The 25941-nt window shown below is 45.7% G+C and carries 20 protein-coding genes; 12 read left to right on the forward strand and 8 right to left on the reverse strand.

The window, feature by feature from the left end; genetic code table 11:
* The 4 genes from NDJ01_RS13855 to NDJ01_RS13870 all read left to right on the forward strand — a co-directional run.
* Positions 1-489 (forward strand): EF-Tu/IF-2/RF-3 family GTPase (locus NDJ01_RS13855; protein ID WP_258586879.1); only part of this gene is annotated, 489 nt, incomplete at its 5' end.
* A 331-nt stretch (positions 490-820) separates the two neighbouring features.
* The gene (locus tag NDJ01_RS13860; protein WP_031780493.1) at positions 821-1009 is read left to right on the forward strand and encodes a (2Fe-2S)-binding protein; all 189 of its coding nucleotides are present in this window, start codon (positions 821-823) and stop codon (positions 1007-1009) included.
* A 101-nt stretch (positions 1010-1110) separates the two neighbouring features.
* Positions 1111-1587, forward strand: a complete 477-nt coding sequence (gene bfr, locus NDJ01_RS13865; protein ID WP_005395745.1) for a bacterioferritin — start codon at positions 1111-1113, stop codon at positions 1585-1587.
* A gap of 203 nt (positions 1588-1790) precedes the next feature.
* Entirely contained in the window at positions 1791-3068 is a 1278-nt protein-coding gene (locus tag NDJ01_RS13870; RefSeq protein WP_006742766.1) for a malic enzyme-like NAD(P)-binding protein, read from the forward strand.
* Between the two features lie 113 nt (positions 3069-3181).
* On the opposite strand, the gene metJ is transcribed toward NDJ01_RS13870, so the two are convergent.
* Positions 3182-3502, reverse strand: a complete 321-nt coding sequence (gene metJ / locus NDJ01_RS13875) for a met regulon transcriptional regulator MetJ (protein WP_005381353.1) — start codon at positions 3500-3502, stop codon at positions 3182-3184.
* Between the two features lie 225 nt (positions 3503-3727).
* Here metJ and NDJ01_RS13880 point away from each other — a divergent pair, with 225 nt between their 5' ends.
* From NDJ01_RS13880 to metF, 3 genes are all read left to right on the forward strand, one after another.
* A complete protein-coding gene (locus tag NDJ01_RS13880; RefSeq protein ID WP_047009950.1) occupies positions 3728-4891 on the forward strand; it encodes an O-succinylhomoserine (thiol)-lyase in 1164 nt (387 codons plus the stop codon).
* Between the two features lie 12 nt (positions 4892-4903).
* Entirely contained in the window at positions 4904-7312 is a 2409-nt protein-coding gene (locus NDJ01_RS13885) for a bifunctional aspartate kinase/homoserine dehydrogenase II (protein ID WP_258586880.1), read from the forward strand.
* Positions 7313-7573: 261 nt separating this feature from the next.
* Entirely contained in the window at positions 7574-8476 is a 903-nt protein-coding gene (metF, locus tag NDJ01_RS13890) for a methylenetetrahydrofolate reductase (RefSeq protein WP_005395737.1), read from the forward strand.
* 69 nt (positions 8477-8545) lie between these two features.
* Here metF and NDJ01_RS13895 read toward each other — a convergent pair whose 3' ends face one another.
* From NDJ01_RS13895 to argE, 3 genes are all read right to left on the reverse strand, one after another.
* On the reverse strand, positions 8546-9085 hold the full coding sequence (locus NDJ01_RS13895; protein WP_005395734.1) for a PadR family transcriptional regulator: 540 nt from the start codon (positions 9083-9085) through the stop codon (positions 8546-8548).
* A 425-nt stretch (positions 9086-9510) separates the two neighbouring features.
* Positions 9511-12144, reverse strand: coding sequence for a phosphoenolpyruvate carboxylase (gene ppc / locus NDJ01_RS13900; protein WP_005395732.1), 2634 nt, complete (start codon positions 12142-12144; stop codon positions 9511-9513).
* Positions 12145-12416: 272 nt separating this feature from the next.
* Positions 12417-13553, reverse strand: a complete 1137-nt coding sequence (argE, locus tag NDJ01_RS13905) for an acetylornithine deacetylase (protein WP_053807711.1) — start codon at positions 13551-13553, stop codon at positions 12417-12419.
* A 144-nt stretch (positions 13554-13697) separates the two neighbouring features.
* Between argE and argC the strand changes: the two genes are divergently transcribed.
* The 4 genes from argC to argH all read left to right on the forward strand — a co-directional run bounded on the left by argC (position 13698) and on the right by argH (position 18942).
* Complete coding sequence (gene argC, locus NDJ01_RS13910) at positions 13698-14702, forward strand: N-acetyl-gamma-glutamyl-phosphate reductase (protein WP_258586881.1); 1005 nt, start codon at positions 13698-13700, stop codon at positions 14700-14702.
* Between the two features lie 21 nt (positions 14703-14723).
* Complete coding sequence (argB, locus tag NDJ01_RS13915; protein ID WP_065645890.1) at positions 14724-15515, forward strand: acetylglutamate kinase; 792 nt, start codon at positions 14724-14726, stop codon at positions 15513-15515.
* An 84-nt stretch (positions 15516-15599) separates the two neighbouring features.
* Entirely contained in the window at positions 15600-16814 is a 1215-nt protein-coding gene (locus NDJ01_RS13920) for an argininosuccinate synthase (RefSeq protein ID WP_006742773.1), read from the forward strand.
* Between the two features lie 253 nt (positions 16815-17067).
* Positions 17068-18942 (forward strand): argininosuccinate lyase, encoded by a 1875-nt coding sequence (argH, locus tag NDJ01_RS13925; RefSeq protein ID WP_258586882.1) that lies wholly within the window; start codon positions 17068-17070, stop codon positions 18940-18942.
* 206 nt (positions 18943-19148) lie between these two features.
* Here argH and NDJ01_RS13930 read toward each other — a convergent pair whose 3' ends face one another.
* The 3 genes from NDJ01_RS13930 to NDJ01_RS13940 form a co-directional block, all read right to left on the reverse strand.
* The gene (locus NDJ01_RS13930) at positions 19149-19418 is read right to left on the reverse strand and encodes a DUF3624 domain-containing protein (protein WP_012841349.1); all 270 of its coding nucleotides are present in this window, start codon (positions 19416-19418) and stop codon (positions 19149-19151) included.
* 390 nt (positions 19419-19808) lie between these two features.
* Positions 19809-21281, reverse strand: a complete 1473-nt coding sequence (locus NDJ01_RS13935) for a dihydrolipoyl dehydrogenase (RefSeq protein ID WP_258586883.1) — start codon at positions 21279-21281, stop codon at positions 19809-19811.
* A gap of 192 nt (positions 21282-21473) precedes the next feature.
* Positions 21474-22202 carry a redoxin family protein gene (locus NDJ01_RS13940; RefSeq protein ID WP_005395721.1) on the reverse strand — a complete coding sequence of 243 codons (729 nt, stop codon included), beginning with the start codon at positions 22200-22202 and terminating at the stop codon, positions 21474-21476.
* A gap of 170 nt (positions 22203-22372) precedes the next feature.
* Between NDJ01_RS13940 and oxyR the strand changes: the two genes are divergently transcribed.
* A complete protein-coding gene (gene oxyR, locus NDJ01_RS13945) occupies positions 22373-23284 on the forward strand; it encodes a DNA-binding transcriptional regulator OxyR (RefSeq protein WP_005395720.1) in 912 nt (303 codons plus the stop codon).
* Between the two features lie 51 nt (positions 23285-23335).
* Here oxyR and NDJ01_RS13950 read toward each other — a convergent pair whose 3' ends face one another.
* Positions 23336-25897, reverse strand: coding sequence for a penicillin-binding protein 1A (locus NDJ01_RS13950; RefSeq protein WP_256935792.1), 2562 nt, complete (start codon positions 25895-25897; stop codon positions 23336-23338).
* Between the last annotated feature and the right edge of the window lie 44 nt (positions 25898-25941).

Genomic DNA, 25941 nt, shown 5'->3' on the forward strand with positions numbered 1-25941 from the left:
GAGCGTGGTATCCTAACTGTAGGTGACGAAGTTGCTATCGTAGGTATCAAAGACACTACTACTACTACATGTACTGGTGTTGAGATGTTCCGTAAGCTTCTAGACGAAGGCCGTGCAGGTGAGAACGTTGGTGCACTTCTACGTGGTACTAAGCGTGACGAAGTTGAACGTGGTCAAGTACTAGCGAAGCCTGGTTCAATCACTCCACACACTAAGTTCGAATCAGAAGTATACGTACTGTCTAAAGATGAAGGTGGTCGTCACACTCCATTCTTCAAAGGCTACCGTCCACAGTTCTACTTCCGTACAACTGACGTAACTGGTGACATCCAGCTACCAGAAGGCGTAGAAATGGTAATGCCAGGTGACAACGTACAGATGACTGTTGAGCTAATCGCACCAATCGCAATGGACGAAGGTCTACGTTTCGCGATCCGTGAAGGTGGCCGTACAGTAGGTGCTGGTGTTGTTGCTAAGATCTTCGACTAATTCATAACGAATTAAACGAAATCTTGCACTCTGCTTCTTTATGAAGAAAGCGCATCGAGAAAGGGAAGCTTAGGCTTCCCTTTTTTATATCTAAATTATATTTGGTTATAAGTGTTCGTAGGAAATACGTTAATTTTTTAATTTAAAAACAGAATATTACCGGCTCTATTTTTCAACACCTTTAGTCGTAACACCTAACCCTCTGATCTTTGCCTACTGTCACCAAATCTATATAACAAAATATTCTGAACAGGCCTATCAATGCGACTGGTAACAAGAACTATTCTTGTTTATATTGGTTGCCACAGGTTAATTTAATAGGTTTTTGAGTATGTACGTTTGTCTTTGCCATGGGGTCTCCGACAAGAAAATTAGGAAGTTGGCGATAGATGAAGGCGTAACGGATATTAAAGGAATCAAAAAATGCACAGCATTGGGTAGCCAATGTGGTAAGTGCATCAGACAGGCCAAGGATATTTTAGCGGAAACCAGTTACACGGTATTCAAACAAGCTAGCTAATTACTGTGAGCATGCGGTAATTAAGTAATTATTTGCCTAGCGTTTTGACACCTTCTCATTTGCTTCTACATTTAAATGAAGCTAAAGAGGAGGTTTTTGTCATGAAAGGCGATCCAATCATCATCCAACATCTCAATAAAGTGCTCGGAAATGAGCTCATCGCTATTAATCAGTATTTTCTTCATGCTCGAATGTATAAGGACTGGGGGTTAAAGCACCTAGCAGATAAGGAATATCACGAATCTATCGATGAGATGAAACATGCCGATCATCTGATTGAGCGTATTTTGTTTCTTGAGGGCTTACCGAATCTACAAGATTTAGGCAAGTTGATGATAGGTGAAGATACTAAAGAAATGCTCGAGTGTGACTTAAAGCTTGAAATGGCCGCCATTCCAGATTTAAAAGATGCGATTGCCTATGCTGAAGACATTCGAGACTATGTGTCTCGCGATCTGTTTCAAGATATTCTTGAAGATGAAGAAGAGCATGTTGACTGGCTAGAGACGCAACTTGGCTTGATTGAAATGTCTGGCATTGAGAACTACCTCCAAGCGCAATACGTAGACGAAGAGTAATAGCGTCCAGGATTTTGCGTACTTCAATTGTAAGAAGAAAAGAGCACCTGACTCGAAAATCAGGTGCTTATCCCCGCTATCTGGTCTAATCTCTTTTATTATCGGCTTTTTAAGGATATTGCTCGCAATCTTGCCTATGAAGTTTGATTTCTATCCGATAGAATTTATCCCCCCTTACCTAAAAATAAAAAAGAGAAACGTCCATGTCTGAAGACAATCGCCAAGCAGCCACTCCAGAAGAAGAACATCGCCAAAAAGCATTGGATTACCATGCTTATCCAACTCCAGGGAAGATTGCTGTCGAATTGACAAAACCTGCGGAAACGGCGGGTGATCTTGCCCTTGCTTACAGCCCAGGTGTTGCAGAACCAGTGCGTGAAATCGCACAAAACCCTGATAACGTGTACAAGTACACAGCGAAAGGCAACATGGTTGCTGTTATTTCTAACGGTACCGCTATCCTGGGTCTAGGTAACCTAGGTCCACTTGCATCTAAGCCAGTGATGGAAGGTAAAGCGTTACTGTTTAAACGTTTTGCTGGCCTTGACTCGATTGATATTGAAGTTAAGCACCGCACGATCGATGAATTTGTTGATACTGTTGCAAGCATTGCAGACACTTTTGGTGGTATCAACCTTGAAGATATTAAAGCACCAGATTGTTTTGAGATTGAAAAGCGTCTAATTGAGCGTTGTGATGTACCAGTATTCCACGATGATCAGCACGGTACTGCGATTGTAACAGCGGCAGGCATGCTGAACGCGATCGAACTTCAAGGTAAGAAGCTTGAAGACTCAACGATCGTTTGTCTTGGCGCTGGCGCTGCAGCCGTTGCGTGTATGGAGCTGCTGATTAAATGTGGTGCAATGCGCGAAAAAATTTACATGCTGGATCGTAAAGGTGTAATCCACACTCGTCGTGATGATCTTAATGAATACAAGCAGCTATTCGCAAACAACACGGACAAACGCACATTAGAAGACGTGATTGAAGGCGCGGATCTGTTCCTAGGTGTATCTGGTCCAAACCTATTGCCAGCGGAAGCGTTGAAGCTGATGGCAGATAAGCCAATCGTATTTGCATGTTCGAATCCAGATCCTGAAATTAAGCCGGAACTTGCCCACGCTGTTCGTGATGATTTGATCATGGGGACTGGCCGTAGTGATTACCCGAACCAAGTAAACAACGTATTGTGTTTCCCATTCATCTTCCGTGGTGCTCTTGATGTGCGCGCAAGTGAAATCAATGATGAAATGAAACTTGCAGCCGTTGAGGCGATTCGTGAGCTAGCAAAAGAGCCTGTACCTGAAACTGTATTGAAGGCCGCAGGCGTCGATAAGCTTGAGTTTGGTGCAGACTACATCATTCCAAAACCAATGGACTCACGTTTACTACCACGTGTTGCAAAAGCTGTGGCTCAGGCGGCAGTTGATTCAGGTGTTGCTCGTATCGAGATGCCTGAAAACTACATGGCAGAGTAATATATCTATTAGATGTGATGTACAAAAAATGGGACGCAATCGCGTCCCATTTTTTATGTCATTCTTTTGGCTCGAGATAAGAATTGCTATCTGAAGCCTCAAGCCTCGCTTTTTTACTCTTCGTCAAACGACTCAAATTCGATGCCCATTTCCGTCATCAGTGCTTTTACTTCTGTTGGAATATCATCTGGACGGTCTTTACGAAGGTCTTCATCTGTTGGAAGTGGCTGACCTGTGTACGCGTGCAAAAATGCTTCGCATAGTAATTCACTATTGGTTGCATGGCGTAAGTTATTGATCTGACGGCGAGTACGCTCATCAGTTAGCACTTTTAAAACTTTTAGCGGGATAGAGACGGTAATTTTTTTTACTTGTTCGCTTTTTTTGCCGTGCTCTGCATATGGGCTAATGTATTCGCCATTCCAGTCAGCCATTGCACACCTTCATTTATGTAATCGGTTAAAAATAATTTAGGTGCTGATTTTAGCTGCATTTACCGCCATAAGCAAAGACATATAGACGTCTAGAAGTGTTGACGTCTTATTTTTTGACGAGTAAAGTGAACAGAACAGCAAAGGAAGCGTGTTGATCACTTTATTTTACTTATTAGATATAGCGCATTCCTATTTAGAAGTCATTACCCGTGAAAGGATACACCCATGAGCTCTCGCAAACCTGCGACCATTGCAGTACGCACTGGTATTGAATCAGACAGCCAATATCGCGCTGTCGTTCCACCTATTTATCTTTCCACTAACTATGGTTTTCCTGCTTTTGGTGAAGTACCTAAGTATGATTACACGCGATCTGGAAATCCAAACCGCGGACTGTTGGAAAGTGCGTTATCTGAACTCGAGTCTGGAAAAGGAGCGGTTGTCACGAACTGCGGTACGTCGGCATTAAATTTATGGGTGTCCGCTTTTCTTGGCTCTGATGATCTCATTATTGCTCCTCACGATTGTTATGGCGGCACCTATCGTCTTTTTAATACCCGAGCCAACAAAGGCGATTTTAAGGTTCAGTTTGTCGATCAATCAGACGAGCAAGCTTTGGATGCAGCATTAGCACAAAAACCAAAACTCATTTTGCTAGAAACTCCGTCAAACCCTCTGGTTCGCGTAGTGGATATTGCAGCTACCTGTGAAAAAGCGAAACAAGTCGGCGCGTTAGTTGCGGTGGACAATACCTTTTTGACACCCGTGTACCAAAAACCTTTAGAGCTAGGTGCGGATTTTGTTATCCACTCCACAACGAAGTACATCAACGGTCATTCAGACGTGATTGGTGGCGTGATCATCACCAAAACAGAAGCGCATGCAGAAGAGCTTGCATGGTGGGGCAATTGCATTGGTGCGACTGGCACACCTTTCGATAGTTATATGACGTTGCGAGGCATTCGTACACTTGGTGCTCGCATGCGAGTGCATGAAGAGAGTTCACAGCAGGTACTGGCTTATCTCCAGAAGCAAGCGTTAGTTAAAACCATTTATCATCCAAGCCTGCCGGAGCACCCGGGTCATGACATTGCTAAAAAGCAGCAAACGGGCTTTGGCTCTATGCTGAGCTTTGAGTTTGCCGGTTCGTTTGAGCAGTTAAAAGTGTTCGTTAAAGAGCTCCAACTGTTTTCATTGGCTGAGTCATTAGGTGGAGTAGAAAGCTTGATTTGTCATCCGGCATCCATGACGCATCGCGCTATGGGAGAGGAAGCACTGGCAGAAGCGGGGGTGTCACATCAACTATTGCGTTTGTCTGTTGGCTTGGAAGATGCGCAAGATCTCATCACGGATTTAGAGCAAGCATTCTCTAAAGCTGCCCAACAATAGGAGACGAGAATAATGACTGTACAACGTCAGCTGCATAAGTTTGGTGGCAGTAGCTTAGCAAACCCAGAATGCTATTTACGCGTTGTGGATATTCTTAAGGAGTATTCGACGGAAAATGATCTTGTGGTCGTCTCGGCGGCAGGAAAAACCACTAACCGCTTGATTGAGTTCCTGGAAGGGCTAGACAAAGATGGCCGAATCGCGCATGAAGCACTTCAAAGCCTAAGGCAGTTCCAAACGGAGCTAATAGAAAACTTGTTGGAAAATGAAGTACAAGAAGAACTATTAGCGTTACTGCATGATGAGTTCAGTACCTTATCTGAGCTGACAGCACCACTCACTGGCGCGCAAAAAGCCGCTGTACTAGGACACGGAGAAGTTTGGTCTGCTCGCCTATTGGCCGCGTTATTATCTCAACGTTCTATCCCCGCTGTCGCACAAGATGCACGAGCGTTTTTACGTGCGGAAGCCGGGACTCAACCTGAAGTTGATCGCGCTCGTTCATATCCTTTGATAAAAGAAGTTCTCGCGCAACACAATCATAAACGTGTGGTAATTACTGGCTTTATGGCTCAGGACGAGGCGGGCGAAACCATTTTACTTGGTCGTAATGGCTCTGATTATTCTGCAACTGTCATTGGTGCTCTCGCTGAAGTGAGCACGGTCACCATTTGGAGTGACGTTGCCGGTGTCTATAGTGCCGATCCGCGTTTGGTGGCAGACGCGTGTCTGTTACCGTTACTTCGATTGGATGAAGCCAGCGAACTCGCCCGTTTAGCCGCCCCAGTCCTACACAGTCGCACACTTCAGCCTGTGGCGCAAAGTACTATGGATCTCAACCTCAAGTGTAGCTATCTGCCGGAATCGGGCTCCACTCGTATTGAGCGTGTCTTAGCGTCTGGCCGTGGCGCTAAAATTATTACCTCGCTGGATGATGTTTTATTGGTGCAGCTGTCTTTCATGCATGGGCACGACTTCGAAAAAACACAGAATGATGTATTACAAGCGTTGCAGCGAGCGCAATTGGAGCCATTGGCATTTGAGGCACAGCCCGATCAACACACGTTGCGCTTGGCGTATACCGCAGAAATTGCCGGTGGCGCACTGAAATACTTACAAGAGCTTGCGGTTGAAGCGGAGATTAAGCTCAAAGAAGGCTACTCTCTCTTGGCGGCGGTAGGCGCTGGCGTTACGAAAAACGCCAACCATTGTTTTGGTTTTTATCAGAAGTTAAAACACTCTCCGGTTGAATTTATTTCTGAAACTGAGTCGGGGCTGAGTTTAGTCGCCGTTTTGCGTCGTACTGATACCGAAGTGTTGGTTCAAACGATTCATAGCCAGTTGTTCCAAGCGCAAAAGCGCGTGGCGGTGGCTTTATGTGGCAAGGGCAACATTGGTTCTAGTTGGTTAAATTTATTTGCAACTCAAAAAGGTGAGCTCGAAAAACGTCATGGCATGAGCTTTGACCTTGTCGCGGTCGTGGATAGTCAAACCTACTGGTTCGATGAGCAAGGTATTGATGCAGCAAGTGTTGCTGAACGATTTGATGATGAAAGCCTAGCAAACGATGGATCTTGGTTGACTCACTTAGGAGCGCTAAAAAATTACGATGAAGCCGTAGTGCTTGATGTGACAGCGAGTAAAGACTTAGCTCAGCGCTATGTAGAAATTGCGCAGCAGGGCATTCATTTGATTTCCGCTAACAAAGTGGCGGGTTCGGCTGATAGCCAGTATTACCATCAGGTTCAAGATGCATTCGCTAAAATTGGTCGTTATTGGCTGTACAATGCGACGGTTGGTGCGGGGTTACCGATAAACCATACCGTGCGAGATCTACGTGAAAGTGGTGATGAGATCGTTGCTCTATCGGGTATTTTCTCAGGGACGTTATCATGGTTATTCCAACAATTTGACGGCTCAGTACCATTTAATGATTTAGTCGACCTCGCTTGGCAGCAAGGTTTAACAGAGCCTGATCCTCGTTCTGATTTAGATGGTTCAGATGTGATGCGTAAGCTGGTTATCTTGGCTCGAGAGTCTGGTCTCGATATTGAGCCGGGCAGCGTTAAGGTTGAATCTCTGGTACCAGAAGAATTAACAGAACTTAGCATCGATGACTTCTTCGATAACGGAGGACTGTTGAGTGAAATACTGCAAGAGCGCCTGACAAAAGCACAGAGAAACGACCAAGTGCTTCGCTACGTTGCTCGTTTAGAAAAAAATGGTAAAGCGACGGTGGGAGTAGAAGCGTTATCTCGTGAACATGCGCTCGCCAACCTACTGCCGTGCGACAACATTTTTGCCATTGAAAGTAAGTGGTACAAAGATAACCCACTCGTTATTCGAGGGCCTGGCGCAGGAAGAGAAGTGACAGCCGGCGCGATTCAATCCGACCTCAACCGATTAGCCGGTTTATTCTAAAGTTGCGAGATACCTAAAACCCTGGAACCCGACCAGGGTTTTTTATTTTTCCTTCAGTGCCATACTGAAGTATCGGCTTGTGATAAGTGGTGAAATAACGTTCAAGCAATAACTTGAACTATCCTCATTATTAACTTGAGAAAAATTCATAATTACAAGGTTGACATTAAATCGTATTCAATACATTCTGTAGACATATAGACGTCTAAACGTCGATTTAAGGAATTTGTTTTCGTGGCGGAGTGCCACAGGGAGAGTAAGATGGGATACACGCACGCAGGCCATATTGACGCCTTGAACCAGAATATTGCTGAGTTGTCAGACAACATCAATGTATCATTTGAGTTTTTTCCACCAAGCAGCGCTAAGATGGAAGAGACACTCTGGAATTCAGTGCACCGTCTTAAAACGCTCCAACCTAAATTTGTTTCTGTGACTTACGGCGCGAACTCTGGCGAGCGTGACAGAACGCACTCCATCATTAAAGAAATCAAAGCAACAACCGGATTGGTTGCTGCTCCTCACCTCACTTGTATTGATGCGACTCGCGAAGAGTTGATTAATATTGCCGATGATTACTGGAATAATGGCATTGAAAATATCGTTGCTCTGCGTGGTGATATTCCTCCTGGTGGCGGTGCGCCTGACATGTATGCCTCGGATTTGGTTGAGTTGCTGAAATCACGTCACGATTTTGATATCTCAGTTGCCGCATTTCCTGAGGTTCACCCTGAAGCTAAAAGTGCGCAGTCTGACTTATTGAACCTAAAACGTAAGGTTGATGCTGGCGCAAACCGTGCAATTACTCAGTTCTTTTTTGATGTTGAGTCTTATCTGCGATTCCGTGACCGTTGTGTAGCGGCAGGAATTGACGTGGAAATTGTGCCAGGAATTTTGCCTGTATCGAACTTTAAGCAAGCCTCTCGCTTTGCTGCGCAGAACAATGTGAAAGTACCAGGCTGGATGAGTAAACAGTTCGAAGGCTTGGATGATGATCCGGTGACTCGTCAGCTTGTGGGAGCAAGCCAAGCTATTGATATGGTGCGCGTACTTAGTCGTGAAGGCGTTAAGGATTTCCACTTCTACACCCTAAACCGTGCAGAGATGACTTACGCTTTATGTCATACGCTAGGCGTTCGTCCTCGCGCTGTAGTAGGTGCATAAATCGGGTTTCAAAAAGACAAAAGGCTTGCCAAGTGGCAAGCCTTTTTCGTTGTATCAAAGTAAAAGGAATTAACCAATCACTTCAAGTTCTGTTAGGACTTCTTCAGCCCACGTGATCCACGTTTCACGTAACAGTAGGTTACGACGAAGCGTTAAACGCTCTAGGCGAGCTTGTTTGTCTAAAGTTGACGGCGTTGCGTAGTAAGCCGCTTCAATTTCTTTGTAGTGAGAAACCAGTTTGCGAGACTCTTCAACCAGTTCGGCGAGTTGATCACGGAAAGGTGTTGATGGTTGAACGGCACATGCCATCAATTTCGCTGAAAATTCATCACGAACAGTCGGGTGTGCAGTTGGTTGATCAAACCATTCTCCTAAAGCGCTGCGACCAGCATCTGTGATGGAGTAAACCTTACGGTCTGGTTTGCCTTCTTGGGGTTCTAATACGCAAGTAACCAGCTCTTTCTCGGCCATTTTATTGAGTTCACGGTACACTTGTTGGTGGCTTGCTTTCCAGAAGTAACCGATGCTAGCAGAGAATTCTTTAGTGATATCGTAACCGGTTGCGTCGCGAGTGCTAAGAACAGTTAAGATTACGTGTGGTAATGACATGTCTTCAATCCAAATGGTCAATAAACTTGTAAACAAGCTACTTATACTTTCAGCTGTGCTCTTTCTGGCACTTGAGTTTTTTAATGTATAAGTAGCACCAACAATGTTGGTCCTGTCACCTTAAAGCCGTTTATCACCTAGAGAGATGGGGAGTCCCATCATGGCTGGAGCAGGTATGATTGGATTTATGAGCTCTCAGCAGGCAAGTAGTATATAAATAATAAGCATGAAGTGGAATAGTAGGACAAAATTACCCTAAAAAACTAACATAATAATCAATAGTGTTAACTTGTGGTTTTTTATTCTTTTTGCGTGGTAATTTTTGGGTTTTTTATAGTTTATTAAACTACCTTTTGGTTGCGCAATTATCCAGCGCCAAAAAAAAGCTGAGCACTTACTCAGCTTTTTTATTACAAATGAAGCGATTAGCCTGTGTTGCGCATGCCAGCTGCAATACCAGCAATTGTCACCATTAGCGCTTCTTCTAGGTTTGCAGATGCTTCTTCGGTTTGGCGTGTACGGTATAGCAACTCGGCTTGTAGCATGTTCAATGGCTCAACGTAGATGTTGCGCAAGCGAATCGATTCGAGTCCCCAAGGGTCATGCTGCATCAAGTTTTCGTTGTTCTCTACATTCAGTACTGCTTTGATATCTTCTTGAAGCTGAGCGCGAAGCTTTTCACCGAGTGGACGGAGTGATTCATCCACCAATCGCTCATCGTAATAGCGAGAAATATCGATATTACACTTCGAGTACACCATTTCTAACATGCCAAGGCGAGTCGAGAAGAACGGCCATTCACGACACATCTCTTCGAGCAACGCTTGGTGGCCTTTATCGATCGAGTATTGAATCGCTTCACCCGCACCTAACCATGCTGGAAGTACCAAACGATTTTGGCTCCACGAGAAGATCCACGGGATTGCACGTAAGCTTTCCACTCCGCCCTTCGGATTACGTTTTGCAGGACGAGAGCCAAGTGGCAACTTACCGAGCTCGAGCTCTGGTGTCGCTTGACGGAAGTAAGGCACAAAATCAGGCTCGCCGCGAACTACGTTGCGATAAGACTCGCAGCTAACTTCTGATAGCACTTCCATTAAGTCGCGCCATTCTTGTTTTGGCTCTGGTGGTGGCAATAGGTTGGCTTCTAGAATCGCGCTCGCGTAAAGGTTAAAACTGTTTACGGCGACGTCTGGGAGACCGAGTTTAAAGCGGATCATCTCGCCCTGTTCTGTTACGCGCAAACCACCTTTCAAGCTTTTTGGTGGTTGAGACAGAAGTGCAGCGTGTGCTGGCGCGCCACCGCGGCCTACTGTACCGCCACGACCGTGGAATAGAGTCAGTTCAACACCTTCTTCTTCCGCCACTTTTACTAACGATTCCATCGCATGGTACTGAGCCCAGCCTGCAGACATGACACCCGCATCTTTCGCTGAGTCAGAGTAACCAATCATGACCATTTGGTGGTTTTGGATAAAGCCACGGTATAGGTCGATACCCATCAGCTGTTTGATGACCGATTCTGCATTGTTCAAGTCGTCTAGCGTCTCGAATAATGGGCAAACATCCATACGATATGGGCAGCCAGCTTCTTGCAGAAGTAGGTGGACTGCTAACACATCCGATGCAGTGCGTGCCATAGAAATAACGTAGGCACCGAATGCTTCACGCGGTTGTGCTGCAATAATCTTACAGGTGTCCAAAACCTCTTTGACAGGTTCTGATGGTTCCCAATCACGAGGCAGAAGAGGACGCTTAGATGCGAGTTCGTTGGTTAGGAAAGCAATCTTATCTTGCTCGCTCCATTGTTCGTAATCACCAATGCCTAAGTAGCGGGTTAATTCAGACAATACGTCTGAATGACGCGTGCTCTCTTGGCGGATATCAAGGCGAACAAGATGAATACCAAATGCTTTTACGCGGCGCAATGTATCTAGTAGAGAGCCATTTGCGATCACACCCATGCCACATTCATTTAGCGACTGGTAACAGGCATACAGAGGTTCCCAAAGTTGCTCGACTTTTTGCAACGGAGCTTTAACGGCCAGTTTTTGACCATGGATTTTAGCATCGAGAATATCTTTGGTTTCGTTCAATAGTGAGCGAAGTTGTTTCAGGATCGCACGATATGGTTCGTGCTGATCTTCGCCAGCAAGTTCACGAACTTGATCGTTTGAAACCGTCATAGACAGTTCACTGATCAACTCGTTGATGTCATTGAGATAAAGATCTGCGGCTTTCCAACGAGACAGAAGCAATACTTCACGTGTCACGCTATGAGTGACAAACGGGTTACCGTCGCGGTCACCCCCCATCCAAGAAGAGAAGTGCACAGGGCGAGCATCAATTGGTAAACCTTCACCCAAGTAAGATTTCAAGCGATCGTGCATTTCACGTAAGAAGTCTGGCACTGCTTCCCACAGTGAGTTTTCTACTACGGCAAAACCCCATTTCGCTTCATCCAATGGAGTAGGGCGTTGTTGACGAATTACGTCAGAATGCCAGCTTTGTGCGATAAGTTGCTCTAAGCGACGCTCGGTTTTCTTGCGCTCTTTAGAAGAAAGATCACTCAGTTCCAACTTTGATAAGCACTCGTTGATCTTGACCAATTTGTTGATCATCGTGCGACGCGTGATTTCCGTTGGGTGAGCCGTCAATACCAATTCAATATTCAGATCACGAACCGCTTGCGCAGTGTCCAGTTTGCTCACATCGTTTTGTACCAGTTTAGAAAACAGCGAGTTAATCGCGTCTGGTTCACAGATGTGTTCTTCACAGTGGCGTGAAATCGTGTGGTATTGCTCAGCAATATTGGTGAGATTTAGAAATTGGTTAAACGCACGGGTAACGGGCGTTAGTTGCTCATCAGGTAAATGTTTGATTTCTTCGATCAAGCTGTCCCTGTCTGCTTGATTTCCTGCTTGAGCTGATTTGGATAATTTACGAATGGTTTCCACTTTCTCGAAGATTTCTTCGCCATGGGCATCGCGAATGGTGTTACCCAATAAGTGGCCTAACATGCGCACATTACTTTTGAGTGCGGCGTATTTCTCGTTCATTGTCGTCCTGCCTCGTAAAAAAACTACATCCATTGTCCTTGTTAAGACTCCAATCTAGCGAAAAGCACCAGTTATAGTCAAATAAAGCAGACTAAGTTTGCAATTATTCCGCTGTCTCCTGATTTAGAGCAAATTTACGGCAGCTGTAGAATAAGAAGTGAAAATTAATTACAAAATAACAAGTTAAAGAAGTGTTAAGGCTAGCGCTAAATTGTGAAGATAAAAAGATGCAGCTCAATCGAGCTGCACTGACTTTTGGGTTTATTCGTGTATTAACAGCAATACTTGACCATTGCCTTTGAAAGCACATCAATTGTGGGATCGATAAAATCAAATGAGAGAAACTCATCCGGTTGGTGCGCTTGGTCAATTGAACCGGGGCCGAGAACTAAGGTTGGACAGAGCTGTTGTAAGAAGGGCGCCTCAGTACAGTAGTTCACGGTTTCTGAACTGGTTTGGCAGATCTCTTCAACACCACCGATAAATGGGTGGTCATGTTGGCATTCGTAACCCGGAATTGGTTCATGTAAGGGAATTATCTCCAAGCGTCCAGGCCACTTTGCTTCGACTTCTTTTAATGCTCCGCGCAGCATATTTTCTAGGCCATCCAGGCTGATCCCTGGTAGTGGGCGAACATCATAGTGCAGCTCACAGCAACCACAAATACGGTTAGCGCTGTCACCACCGTGAATGTGTCCAAGGTTTAGGGTAGGGCTTGGAATGGCAAAACCCGGATGGTGGTATTCTTTCACCAATTTATCGCGCAGTTGCATCATGGCAAACATCACTTCATGCATGATCTCAATCGCGTTAACGCCTAAGGCAGGATCGGATGAATGGCCTGACTTACCCGTGACCCGAATTGCATTCGCCACATGACCTTTGTGGCCGCGAATAGGAATGAGGCTGGTGGGCTCACCAATAATGCAGTAATCCGGCTTAAAAGGGGCGTTTACGGTGAAATGTCGTGCACCCAACATGGTGGTCTCTTCGTCACAAGTGGCTAATACGTACAGCGGCTTGGTCTGCTTGCTCCAGTCGACTTTTTTGACGGCTTCGTAAATAAAGGCAAAAAAGCCTTTCATGTCTGCCGTGCCTAAACCGTAAAAGCGGTTGTCTTTTTCAGTCAGTTTATGTGGATCAAAATTCCATCGTCCTTGATCGAATGGCACGGTATCACTATGGCCCGCAAGTAAAAGGCCGCCTTCACCCTCACCCATACGTGCAATCATATTGTGCTTGCCTGGCTCGACCTCGATCACTTCAACGCTAAAACCCAGATCTTTAAACCAAGATGCGAGTTTTTCGATGACTTTTGCATTGCCCTGATCCCAGCTCGGATCCGTGGAGCTGATAGAAGAGGTGCTGATGAGTCCTTCATAGACCTCTAGAAAAGTTGGTAATTGCATGGATTCTTCAAATCTCCTGTTGACAGACAGACCACAAAAATGTAAAACACATATTAAATCATATTTAATGAATAAAAAATCAAAATAAAGCAAAAATTAAATATGAATAGTCATTTAAGCCTTTAAGTATATGGATGTCACACAATGCTAAAAACCACGATTATTGGAGCCAGCGGTTACACCGGCGCAGAGTTAGCGTTAATGGTTAATAAACACCCACAACTCACGCTATCAGGTTTATACGTCTCCGCCAACAGTGTTGATGCAGGAAAGAATATTGCGCAGCTGCACGGTAAGTTAGCAGGCATCATTGATATGCCGGTCTCGCCACTAACGGAACCACTGCAAATCGCTCAAGAATCGGATGTGGTGTTTTTAGCAACGGCTCATGAGGTGAGCCACGATCTAGCCCCAACTTTCTTGGAGGCAGGCTGTCAGGTATTCGATTTATCGGGGGCATTCCGCGTCCAAAGTGAAGGTTTTTACAACACCTTTTATGGCTTCGAGCATCAACATAATAACTGGCTAGATAAAGCTGCATACGGCTTAGCAGAGTGGAACCAGGAATCAATTAAAACTGCTCCCTTAGTTGCTGTAGCAGGTTGCTACCCGACTGCTTCGCAGTTAGCCATCAAACCTCTACTCGAAAATGCATTAGTGGATACCAATCAATGGCCTGTCATTAACGCGACTAGCGGTGTGTCCGGAGCTGGGCGTAAAGCTTCTATGGTGAACAGTTTCTGTGAAGTGAGCTTGCAACCTTATGGTGTATTTACTCATCGTCACCAACCAGAAATTGCTCAACACTTAGGTTGCGATGTGATTTTTACTCCGCACCTAGGCAACTTTAAACGCGGCATTCTTGCCACGATCACCATGAAGCTAGCATCAGGCGTTACAGAGCCACAAGTCGCTCAAGCATTTGAACAAGCTTATCTAGGAAAGCCAGCCGTGCGTTTAAAAGGCGATGGCATTCCACGTATTCAGGATGTCGAAAATACCCCTTTCTGCGATATCGGCTGGAAGGTACAAGGCGAACACATCATTGTGATTTCAGCCATCGACAACCTACTCAAAGGTGCATCAAGTCAAGCGATGCAATGTCTCAATATTCATTATGGTTACCCAGAACTGACAGCGTTGCTGTAGTCGTTGAAAGAGGGAAATGCGATGACGCAAACCAATCAAGCTCCTTTAGTCATTAAGCTAGGCGGTGCTGCTCTATCTTGCACTCAAACCTTAAGCCAACTGTTTGGTGCCATTGCGGCTTACCAAAAATCGGCACAGCGACAAATCGCCATCGTTCATGGCGGTGGCTACCTAGTTGATGAGTTGATGGCAAAGCTTCAGCTTGAAACCGTAAAGAAAAACGGTTTACGCGTAACGCCTTACGATCAAATTCCGGTGATTGCAGGCGCGCTTGCAGGTACCGCAAACAAGCTGCTTCAAGGTCAAGCGATTGCGGACGGTCTTAACGCTGTGGGTCTTAGCCTTGCGGATGGTGGTTTGTGTCTTGTTGAAGAACTTGACCCAGAGTTGGGCGCGGTAGGTAAAGCATCACCGGGTGATTCAACGCTATTACAAGCGGTACTAAACACAGGCGCACTGCCGATCATCAGTTCAATTGGCTTAACCACAGATGGCCAGATGATGAATGTGAATGCTGACCAAGCCGCAGTCGCGGTTGCGGGCGCATTAGATGCGGAGTTGGTCCTGTTATCAGACGTGAGTGGTGTACTAGATGGAAAAGGCCATTTGATCAAAACCCTGTCAGAGCAGCAAGCTAACTCGTTGATCGATGGACATGTGATCACAGACGGCATGATCGTCAAAGTTAAAGCTGCTTTGGAGGCGGCCAATGATCTTGGGCGTCCTATCGAAGTCGCCACCTGGCGTTACCCAGAAAAATTAGTACAGCTATTCGCTGGTGAAAGTATTGGAACGCAATTTTTGCCTCAATAAGCATCAGCAAAAGAATTCAATATTAGGAAGTAGTAGTTGGCACTGACCGCCGAGCGCAGCGCCAGTTAAGTTTGGAGAAGAAAGATGAGCAAAGTGAACGTAAATAAAGTGGTAGTCGCATACTCAGGCGGTCTAGATACCTCAGTAATTATCCCGTGGCTAAAAGAGAACTACGATTGTGAAGTCGTTGCATTCGTTGCCGATGTTGGTCAAGGCGCAGAAGAGCTAGAAGGTATTGAAGAGAAAGCAAAAGCTTCAGGTGCTTCTGAGTGTTACATCGCTGATCTGAAAGAAGAGATGGTGGCGGATTACATTTACCCAACGCTAAAAACCGGCGCGTACTACGAAGGTAAGTACCTGCTGGGTACATCAATGGCGCGTCCAATTATTGCTAAAGCACAGGTTGAAGTCGCACGTAAAGTGGGCGCGGACGCATTGTGTCACGGCTGTACAGGTAAAGGTAATGACCAAGTTCGTTTCGAAGGCGCATTCGCAGCACTAGCACCAGATCTACAAGTGATTGCACCTTGGCGTGAATGGGACCTAGTGAGCCGTGAAGAATGTTTAGATTACCTAGCTGAGCGTAACATTCCTTGTTCAGCGTCTCTTACTAAGATCTACTCACGTGATGCAAATGCATGGCACATTTCCACTGAAGGTGGCGTCCTAGAAGATACGTGGAACGCACCAAACGAAGATTGCTGGGTATGGACTGTAGACCCAGAGCAAGCACCAAACGAAGCGGAATACGTCACGCTGAAAGTAGAAAAAGGTGAGGTGGTCGAAGTTGATGGTGAAGCGATGACACCATACAACGCGTTGGTTTATCTAAACGAAAAAGGTTCGAAGCACGGTGTTGGTCGTATCGATATCGTTGAAAACCGTCTAGTAGGAATGAAATCTCGTGGCTGCTACGAAACACCGGGAGGCACCATCATGATGGAAGCTCTGCGTGCCGTTGAACAGCTCGTGCTAGACAAATCATCATTCGAATTCCGTGAGGAGCTAGGTCTAAAAGCGTCTCACCTTGTATACGATGGCCGTTGGTTTACGCCGCTATGTAAGTCGATCCTTGCCGCTTCTGAAGAGTTAGCGCAAGACGTGAATGGCGAAGTGGTTGTTAAGCTCTACAAAGGCCAAGCCACGGTAACGCAAAAACGTTCTGACAACAGCTTGTACTCAGAAGAGTTCGCGACTTTTGGTGAAGATGAGGTTTACGACCAAAGTCATGCGGGTGGTTTCATCCGTCTTTACTCGCTATCAAGCCGTATCCGTGCGTTGAACAGCCAGAAGAAATAATCTCTCCACATCTCGGATTGAGTAAAGACCTGCTATTGGATAGCAGGTCTTTTTTGTTGGCTTACGTCTATGAGTACAAAGATGCAAATGCATTCTTTTTGAATATATATGTAAAAATATTGAATTTATACTTTATTTTTTGTCGAAATTGCCGTAACGTTGACCCATAAGAAAAAGTGAGCAAATGACCATCAAATTGGTTACTACTCATTCGAGAACGTTAGAGTAAGCAATAGTCATCAGGAGAAACGCAATGGCATTATGGGGCGGAAGATTTACCCAAGCGGCAGACACTAGATTTAAAGAGTTTAACGATTCGTTGCGTTTTGACTACCGATTGGCTGAGCAAGACATCGTAGGTTCAATCGCATGGTCTAAAGCTCTGCTTTCTGTAGATGTTCTATCGGCAGAAGAACAGCAAAAGCTGGAACTTGCTTTAAACGAGCTGAAGTTAGAAGTGATGGAAGATCCTCATCAAATTCTTCGTTCAGATGCAGAAGATATCCACTCTTGGGTTGAACAGCAGCTGATTAGTAAAGTGGGAGATTTAGGTAAAAAGCTCCACACTGGGCGTTCTCGTAATGACCAAGTAGCGACAGACCTAAAACTTTGGTGTCGTCAGCAAGGCCAGCAACTGTTGATTGCTTTAGATCGTCTGCAAGCACAAATGGTTCATGTTGCTAAGCAGCACCAAGGCACTGTATTGCCTGGCTATACTCATCTTCAGCGCGCTCAACCTGTCACCTTTGCTCACTGGTGTTTGGCTTATGTTGAAATGTTCGAGCGTGACTACTCTCGTCTGAATGATGCCTTACAGCGTCTCGACACTTGTCCACTTGGCTCGGGTGCTTTAGCTGGCACGGCTTATCCGATTGATCGTGAACAATTAGCTCATAACCTTGGTTTCCACCGCGCTACGCGTAATTCACTCGATTCGGTTTCGGATCGTGATCATGTGATGGAACTGATGTCGGTGGCGTCGATTTCTATGTTGCACCTTTCTCGTCTTGCAGAAGATATGATCTTCTACAACTCAGGGGAGTCTAACTTTATTGAGTTAGCGGATACGGTGACGTCTGGTTCGTCATTAATGCCACAGAAGAAAAATCCGGATGCACTTGAGTTGATCCGTGGTAAGACAGGGCGTGTCTATGGCGCATTATCGAGCATGATGATGACAGTGAAAGCCCTACCATTGGCGTACAACAAAGACATGCAAGAAGATAAAGAAGGGTTGTTTGATGCGTTAGACACATGGAATGATTGCATGGAAATGGCAGCGTTGTGTTTTGATGGCATTAAAGTGAATGGTGAGCGTACGCTTGAAGCTGCGAAGCAAGGGTATGCGAACGCGACGGAGTTAGCTGATTACTTAGTGGCGAAAGGCATCCCATTCCGTGAGGCGCACCATATTGTGGGCGTAGCGGTGGTAGGGGCAATTGACAAAGGCTGCGCGCTGGAAGAATTGTCTCTGCAAGAGCTAAAAGCCTTCTCTGAGGTGATTGAAGATGATGTGTATGACATTCTGACAATAGAGTCTTGTTTGGAAAAACGTTGTGCGCTGGGTGGCGTTTCGCCTCACCAAGTCGCTTATGCGGTAGAGCAATCGGATAAACGTCTGAGCCAGCGTGACAGCTCGGCAGTGAAAGTGCGTCCTGCACGTTTGACGGACATTGAAACACTAGAGGGCATGGTGGCTTATTGGGCGAACCTCGGTGAGAATCTACCCCGCTCTCGTAATGAGCTCGTGAGAGATATAGGCTCCTTCGCGGTGGCTGAGCATCATGGTGAAGTGACAGGTTGCGCTTCTCTATATGTGTATGACTCAGGGTTGGCTGAAATACGCTCTCTTGGTATCGAAGCGGGCTGGCAAGGCCAAGGGCAGGGCAGTGCAATCGTAAATCACTTGGTTGAGAAAGCACGTCAAATGGCGATAAAGAAGGTCTTTGTCCTCACTCGAACGCCAGAGTTCTTTATGAAGCAGAGCTTCTTACCAACATCGAAGTCGCTGTTGCCAGAAAAAGTCTTGAAAGATTGCGATCAGTGTCCACGTCAGCACGCGTGTGATGAAGTGGCGCTAGAGATCAATTTAATGGAGCAAGTGATCCAAAAATCGCATGTGGCATGAGCTGAAATTTCGGAGTGATTTTATTAGCATTCAATGACATAGTTATTTTCTGATTCACTTACATCAGTATTTGCTAAAAAAATCGAAAAAATTTGGAACCTTTGAGAGGAAGCTCGGTCTATTAAAGTACCACTGCTTTTTCTTAGAAGAATCTAAGAGAGCCCCAGAACTGATATTGGTTTTGGGGCTTTTTTCTATCTGCCACTTTACTCTTTTTTATCCGTCTCTTTTCGTCCTCGCCGACGTTGCCACGGCAAGATGACAAAACGCATCCATAAGTGCAAAAACAATAAAATATTGAAAGCGAAACCAGCAAAGATCAAAGCGATCGACTCGATGCTTTGTGGATCATCTTTGAACGCAAACCACCACACAATCCAGCACAGTACCGAAAGCACCGTTAACTGATCCAAGCATCGTTGGCAACGCCCAAGCTTTTTCCAAAACCAATGTTCCTCGCAACGGCGACAAGTCATAGTGTTTTCCAAGGCATCAGTGTTGCTTCAGATTATATACCCAACACAAAGAGAGAAAGCGTTTTTTGTCACAGCTTAGAGCGCAGGAACACAACCAAAAATGGAAAGTTAGCTTTGTAGAGCTTATGTGGCACGTGATTGATGTATGGTGCGCTGTCAGTCTTTAATAGGAAAAATAATCATGTCGACAGAATTGAAATTTGCGCTGAGTATCGCTGGTGGCTTTTTTACGATCGGTGTAGTCGCGATCATCATGGTAAGTCGTTACGCAATGATGGCAGTGTAGTACTTATGTAATCGCCTCAAAGTAGTCAACAGAAAGCCTCGTTAATCACGAGGCTTTCTGTTTTGTTTGGTATGTAAAGACTGGCTCGATTGAGCATGAAAGCGTTAGCAACCAGGCCCACAGTCAAGGCAATGTTTCACCATTTCTGGCCCTAAGTGTAGTTTTGCATTCAAATCACGTAGAGCGGTGCGGACACCCTCTTCGATCACTGGATGATAGAAGGGCATATCTAGCATCTCAGAAATCGTCATTCTATTTTGGTGTGCCCAAGCCAAAAGATGCGCGAGGTGTTCTGCGTTCGGCCCCATCATCTCTGCACCTAAAAAGCGTCCAGTACCTTGCTCGCCATAGACATGTAACATCCCTTTGTTTCGTAGCATGACACGCGAACGTCCTTGATTCTCAAACGAGACTTCGCCAGTAACAAAACAACCACAGCTTCCTAAGCGAGTTTCCAGTTGTTTGAAAGTTTCACCGACCATAGCTATTTGCGGATCGGAGAATACAGCTGAAATTGGCGAACGACGCAGACCTGCACGAATATCCGGAAAGCGACCAGCATTATCACCAGCAATGCGACCTTGGTCAGCGGCTTCGTGCAGCAGTGGAATTTGGTTACTTGCATCACCTGCGATGAAGATGCTCTCTACCGAAGTTTGCAATGTATAGTGATCTGCGGTTGGTACGCCGCGTTCATCGAGGGTAATATTGGTGTTCTCGATCGCTAGCTTATCTACGTTAGGACGTCGTCCAGTGGCTGCTAAAACGTAATCAACAATAAAGGTTTCTAATTCGCCATCGTGGTTGATGAATTGGATTTCGACCTTGTCTTCGCTGTCATTGTCTGATGAAGCAATGCGCTTCATGCTTTCTACTTTTACATCGGCATCAAGATAGAACTCTTCTTTAAAAGTTTTATCGGCATAAGCCATCACCTCTGGATCTGTCAGTGGACCAACTTGACCACCAAGACCAAAGAGCTTCACTTTCACCCCTAGGCGGTGCAATGCTTGACCGAGTTCAAGACCGATCACTCCAGGGCCAAATACCGCAACGGACTCAGGCAAATCATCCCAACCAAAGATATCATCATTAATTACGAGACGGTCACCCAACTCATTCCAAGCTGCTGGATAAGCAGGACGAGAGCCCGTCGCGATCACAATCCGTTTTGCGGTGACCTGAGTATGGTCATCTATGATAAGTGTATGATCATCGGCAAACTTCGCGTAACCTGACAACTTGTCGTCTGCGGGAATATCATCGACGCTTTCAAGCACAAAGCCAACAAAACGATCACGTTCGCGTTTTACACGATCCATGACTTCTTGTCCGTTAATGCGTATTTCACCTTGCGGATGGATCCCAAATCCAGGCGCTTTTTCGATTTGGTGGACACTTTCTGCGGCCGCAATCAACAGCTTAGAGGGCATGCAACCGACGCGAGCACAGGTTGTTCCGTAAGGGCCGCCTTCAATCATTACTACGCTATTAGTATGAGCTTTTGCTGCTCGATAAGCGCCAAGACCAGCAGTACCACCACCAATAATCGCTACGTCGACATTAACTTGTTTCATCGTGAACTCTCGCTTTTCGTTTTTAAGCCAAGCTAGCTACATTGAGCTTGGAGAGTGAATTGGGTCGTTGAATCTGTATAAGGAGTCACCTTATCGGTAGACGACTACTTATCTAGACTAGTAGAAGAAGTGAGTTAGGGTTGGCCTCCGAGCCAAAGGCACCGGAGACCGAGGGTGTAGGCTATGGACAGCTTAGCCTAGATACGCTTCTAGCTCTTCGCTACCGCCGATGTGCTTGCCACCGATAAAGACTTGTGGAACAGTCGTGCGACCAGATATAGCTCGTAGACTAACTGTCGTTGCGTCTTTACCCAGAATCACTTCTTCATATTGAAGACCGTGGTCAATCAGGTTTTGTTTCGCTTTCATACAGAAAGGGCAGCCTGGCTTAGTGAATACCGTGATGGACTCTTGCGTTTTGTAGTCTGGCGCAATGTAGTTCAGCATGGTGTCTGCGTCTGACACTTTGAATGGGTCGCCTGGTTCGTTTGGCTCAATGAACATTTTTTCCACTACGCCATCTTTTACTAGCATGCTGTAACGCCATGAACGTTTGCCAAAGCCGATGTCGTTTTTATCCACTAACATACCCATGCCATCGGTGAATTCACCATTACCGTCAGGAATGAAGGTAATGTTTTCTGCTTCTTGGTCTTGTTTCCATGCATTCATCACGAACGTATCATTGACTGAGACACAAATAATCTCATCCACTCCGTGCTCTTTAAATACAGGGAACAATTCGTTGTAACGAGGTAGATGGCTTGATGAACAGGTTGGAGTAAATGCACCCGGTAAGCTAAATACGATAACGGTCTTACCTTTAAATAGCTCATCAGTCGTTACATTCATCCAAGAGTCACCTTGACGAACTGGAAAAGTAACTTGAGGGACTTGTTGACCTTCTTTAGATACAAACATAATGATTTCCTTTAACTATTTTAAATTATGCGTATAGAGCTTAGCGTTTTTCTTTGCTCTGTTTCGTTCTGTTGAGCCCATTATTGTAAAAATCCTTTGATAGATCTAATCGTTTGGTGTTATGGTTTTGATAGGTATTAGCTATTGTTAAAAGAAGCGAATTGTGAGTTATGAATATTCGAGATTTTGAGTACTTAGTTGCACTTGCGGAACATAAGCACTTTCGCAAAGCGGCAGAAGCATGTTTTGTTAGCCAACCAACATTGAGTGGACAAATTCGTAAGCTAGAGGATGAACTCGGTACCACGCTTTTAGAGCGAAGCAGCCGTCGCGTTTTGTTTACCGATTCAGGGTTGCAGTTGGTGGAGCAAGCTAAGCGTATCTTAAGTGAAGTGAAAACTTTTAAAGATATGGCGAGTGGTCAGAGCGGAGCAATGACTGGGCCTATGCATATCGGTTTCATCCCGACGGTAGGTCCGTATCTACTACCCAAAATTCTGCCGCAGATAAAAGAAGCATTTCCTGAACTGGAGCTGTTCCTGCACGAAGCTCAAACACATCAGTTGGTGCGTCAATTAGAAGAGGGTAAATTGGACTGCTTGGTCTTGGCTTCGGTTGATGAAACGGCACCTTTTAAAGAAATCGAAGTGTATAACGAGCCGTTAAGCGTTGCGGTGCCATGTGATCATGAGTGGGCCTCTCTCGACCATGTTGATATGTTGGAGTTGAATGGTAAAACCGTTTTAGCGCTAGGAGACGGTCACTGTCTGCGTGATCAAGCGTTAGGTTTCTGTTTTGCTGCCGGAGCGAAAGACGATGAACGCTTTAAGGCAACCAGTTTGGAGACACTGCGGAATATGGTCGCTGCTGGTGCTGGGATTACGTTATTGCCTCAGCTTTCTATCCCCAATGAGAAGCAAAAAGATGGCGTGTGCTATGTACCAGCCGTTAACCCTACGCCTTCGCGCAATATAGTCCTTGTATATCGCCCGGGTTCACCACTGCGTGCAAGGTTTGAAGCTTTGGCGGCGAAGATTAAAGAAGTATTGGCTTCTTATCCTTCATTGAACGCCGCGGCGTAAAAGCCGACATAAAAAAGGGAGAGCGAATGCTCTCCCTTTTGCTTTAGTGATTTAGAACAGCTCTTCTGCGCCAGAGCCGGAAGAATAAATACTGTCTTCCAAACGGTCTCCAGCGTATTCGGTAGGCTCAGTGCCTTTTTCAAAGTATTCGAACATCGATGTGCTGTCTACTTTGTGCGTTAGCATGCCAGTGTTGCGATCAATACGAACACGAATGATGTTATCTGGAATATTTTTACTTTGCTCAGGTGTTTCTTCTAGTGCAACGCGCATAAAGTCAATCCAAGCGGGTTCTGCGGTTTTCGCACCCGATTCAGCACCGGAAATTTGGCCTTTGCCTAGGTTGCTATTAACCGTTGTGCGACCAAGGGCGCGTGAGTGATCATCAAAACCAACCCAAGCAATGGCAACAACACCAGGACCATAGCCGTTGTACCAAGCATCTTTGGAGTCATTCGTTGTACCCGTTTTACCACCGATATCACGACGCCCCAGTTTTTGTGCACGCCAGCCAGTACCGTTCCACCCCGTACCTTCACGCCAGTTACCACCACCCCAAATGTTGCTGTACATCATCTCACGCATCAAGAATGCGTTTTGCTCAGAGATAACTTGTGGAGCATATTGAGGTTCATCATTTTCCAGTGCGTTGTCTGTTGCCAAACCATCAATCGCGACGTCTTGTTCGCCAAACTCATCGGCATAGCGATTGTCTGGCTCATCGCTCATTTGTGGGCAATCCTTATGACAAACGCTCTTTGGATTCGCTTTAAACAGCACTTCACCGAATGCATCTTCCACGCGTTCTACGTAGAACGGTTCGACGTAATAACCTCCGTTCGCAAATACAGAGTAGCCTTGTGCCACTTTCATTGGTGTTAAGCTACCAGCACCGAGCGCGATGGTCTCTGAACGTGGTACTTGGTTAATATCAAAACCAAAACGAGTAAGGTACTGACGAGTCTCATCAAGGCCTACTTCACGCAGCGTACGCACTGCCATCACGTTCTTTGACTGAGCTAAGCCGAGGCGAAGGCGAGTTGGACCGCCATAGGTTGGTGGTGAGTTTTTAGGTCGCCAAGCCGAACCAGAACCTGCGTCCCATTTGTTAATTGGCGCATCGTTGATCAGAGTGGCCAGGGTAAGTCCCTTGTCAATTGCAGCTGAGTAGATAAATGGTTTGATACTTGAGCCAACCTGACGCACTGACATAGTGGCACGGTTAAACTTACTATGAACAAAGTTAAAACCACCCACTAACGATAATATCGCACCATTTTCCGGGTTCATCGCGACAAACGCGGTGTTCGCTGTTGGCACTTGGCTCAGTTTCCAGCTTTGTGTCGTGTTGTCATCTTCATTGGTTTCGCTCACTTCGCGAACCCAAACTTGTTGACCCGTCGCTAGCACATCATGCGCTGATTTTGGTGTTGAACCTTGGCGGTTTTCGGTGATGTATTTACGTGCCCAATGCATTCCAGTCCAAGGAATGGTCTGCTCTTCATGGTTTTTAACCCAAACTTGTGCAGTCTTATCATCGACTTTTGTCACGACGGCAGGGTAAAGGTCACCATAAGTTGGCTGCTTCTTAAGGTGCTTTTCTATTTGCTCGCTGTTCCAAGCGGTTTCACCTTCTTTCCAAAGCACTTTCTCCGCACCGCGGTAGCCGTGACGTTCATCGTATGACAGCAGATTATTTACCACGGATGTATTCGCGGCATCTTGCAGTTTAGAGTCCACCGTCATGTAGATATTCAAGCCAGAGGTGTAGGCTTCTTCTTCACCGTACTCTTTTACGGCCCATGCACGAGCTAGTTCTGCCACATAAGGAGCGGAAAGTTCAATTTCAGCACTGTGGTAACGCGCCACGATAGGTTCGTTGCGTGCTTCGTCATACTGTTCTTGCGTGATGTATTTTTCATCAAGCATTCGCATTAACACGACGTTACGGCGTTTTGTCGCACGCTCAAGAGAGTAAATTGGGTTCATCGTTGATGGCGCTTTTGGCATCCCTGCGAGTGTCGCAAGTTCGCTTAACGTCAATTCATCAAGGCTCTTACCAAAGTAAACTTGAGCGGCCGCACCAAAACCATATGAGCGGTAACCAAGGAAGATTTTATTGACATAAAGTTCCATGATTTCTTGCTTACTCAGAAGCTGCTCAATGTGGATAGCAATGAAAATCTCTTTAATCTTACGCATGATCTTCTTCTCATTAGATAAGAAGAAGTTACGCGCTAGCTGTTGCGTAATGGTACTTGCGCCCTGCTTGGCTGAACCTGAGATCGCAACTACAACGGCTGCACGAGTGATGCCGATAGGATCGATACCTGGGTGTTCGTAAAAACGGCTATCTTCGGTTGCGATTAGCGCATGAATTAAGTCTTGAGGAATTTCATCATAAGTAACAGGAATACGACGCTTTTCACCGAACTGTGCGATCAGCTTCCCGTCTTGACTAAACACCTGCATAGGTGTTTGTAATTCAACGTCTTTTAGAGTTGCAACATCTGGCAATTCAGGCTTCACGTACTGATAGAAGCCAAATATTGTGGTGACTCCAAGAATTATGCAAATCAATGTTAAAAATAATAAACGCTTTATGAACTTCACCGGAGAATCCCTGATTGGTTGAGGCTGTGTAACGGCAAACCCTT

The organism is Vibrio sp. HS-50-1 (assembly GCF_024747315.1).
Taxonomy (GTDB): Bacteria; Pseudomonadota; Gammaproteobacteria; order Enterobacterales; family Vibrionaceae; genus Vibrio; species Vibrio diabolicus.

Coding starts and splice junctions, on each gene's coding strand:
- NDJ01_RS13860 (WP_031780493.1), top strand. CDS start 821: ATGTACGTTTGTCTTTGCCATGGGGTCTCCGACAAGAAAATTAGGAAG.
- bfr (WP_005395745.1), top strand. CDS start 1,111: ATGAAAGGCGATCCAATCATCATCCAACATCTCAATAAAGTGCTCGGA.
- NDJ01_RS13870 (WP_006742766.1), top strand. CDS start 1,791: ATGTCTGAAGACAATCGCCAAGCAGCCACTCCAGAAGAAGAACATCGC.
- metJ (WP_005381353.1), bottom strand. CDS start 3,502: ATGGCTGACTGGAATGGCGAATACATTAGCCCATATGCAGAGCACGGC.
- NDJ01_RS13880 (WP_047009950.1), top strand. CDS start 3,728: ATGAGCTCTCGCAAACCTGCGACCATTGCAGTACGCACTGGTATTGAA.
- NDJ01_RS13885 (WP_258586880.1), top strand. CDS start 4,904: ATGACTGTACAACGTCAGCTGCATAAGTTTGGTGGCAGTAGCTTAGCA.
- metF (WP_005395737.1), top strand. CDS start 7,574: ATGGGATACACGCACGCAGGCCATATTGACGCCTTGAACCAGAATATT.
- NDJ01_RS13895 (WP_005395734.1), bottom strand. CDS start 9,085: ATGTCATTACCACACGTAATCTTAACTGTTCTTAGCACTCGCGACGCA.
- ppc (WP_005395732.1), bottom strand. CDS start 12,144: ATGAACGAGAAATACGCCGCACTCAAAAGTAATGTGCGCATGTTAGGC.
- argE (WP_053807711.1), bottom strand. CDS start 13,553: ATGCAATTACCAACTTTTCTAGAGGTCTATGAAGGACTCATCAGCACC.
- argC (WP_258586881.1), top strand. CDS start 13,698: ATGCTAAAAACCACGATTATTGGAGCCAGCGGTTACACCGGCGCAGAG.
- argB (WP_065645890.1), top strand. CDS start 14,724: ATGACGCAAACCAATCAAGCTCCTTTAGTCATTAAGCTAGGCGGTGCT.
- NDJ01_RS13920 (WP_006742773.1), top strand. CDS start 15,600: ATGAGCAAAGTGAACGTAAATAAAGTGGTAGTCGCATACTCAGGCGGT.
- argH (WP_258586882.1), top strand. CDS start 17,068: ATGGCATTATGGGGCGGAAGATTTACCCAAGCGGCAGACACTAGATTT.
- NDJ01_RS13930 (WP_012841349.1), bottom strand. CDS start 19,418: ATGACTTGTCGCCGTTGCGAGGAACATTGGTTTTGGAAAAAGCTTGGG.
- NDJ01_RS13935 (WP_258586883.1), bottom strand. CDS start 21,281: ATGAAACAAGTTAATGTCGACGTAGCGATTATTGGTGGTGGTACTGCT.
- NDJ01_RS13940 (WP_005395721.1), bottom strand. CDS start 22,202: ATGTTTGTATCTAAAGAAGGTCAACAAGTCCCTCAAGTTACTTTTCCA.
- oxyR (WP_005395720.1), top strand. CDS start 22,373: ATGAATATTCGAGATTTTGAGTACTTAGTTGCACTTGCGGAACATAAG.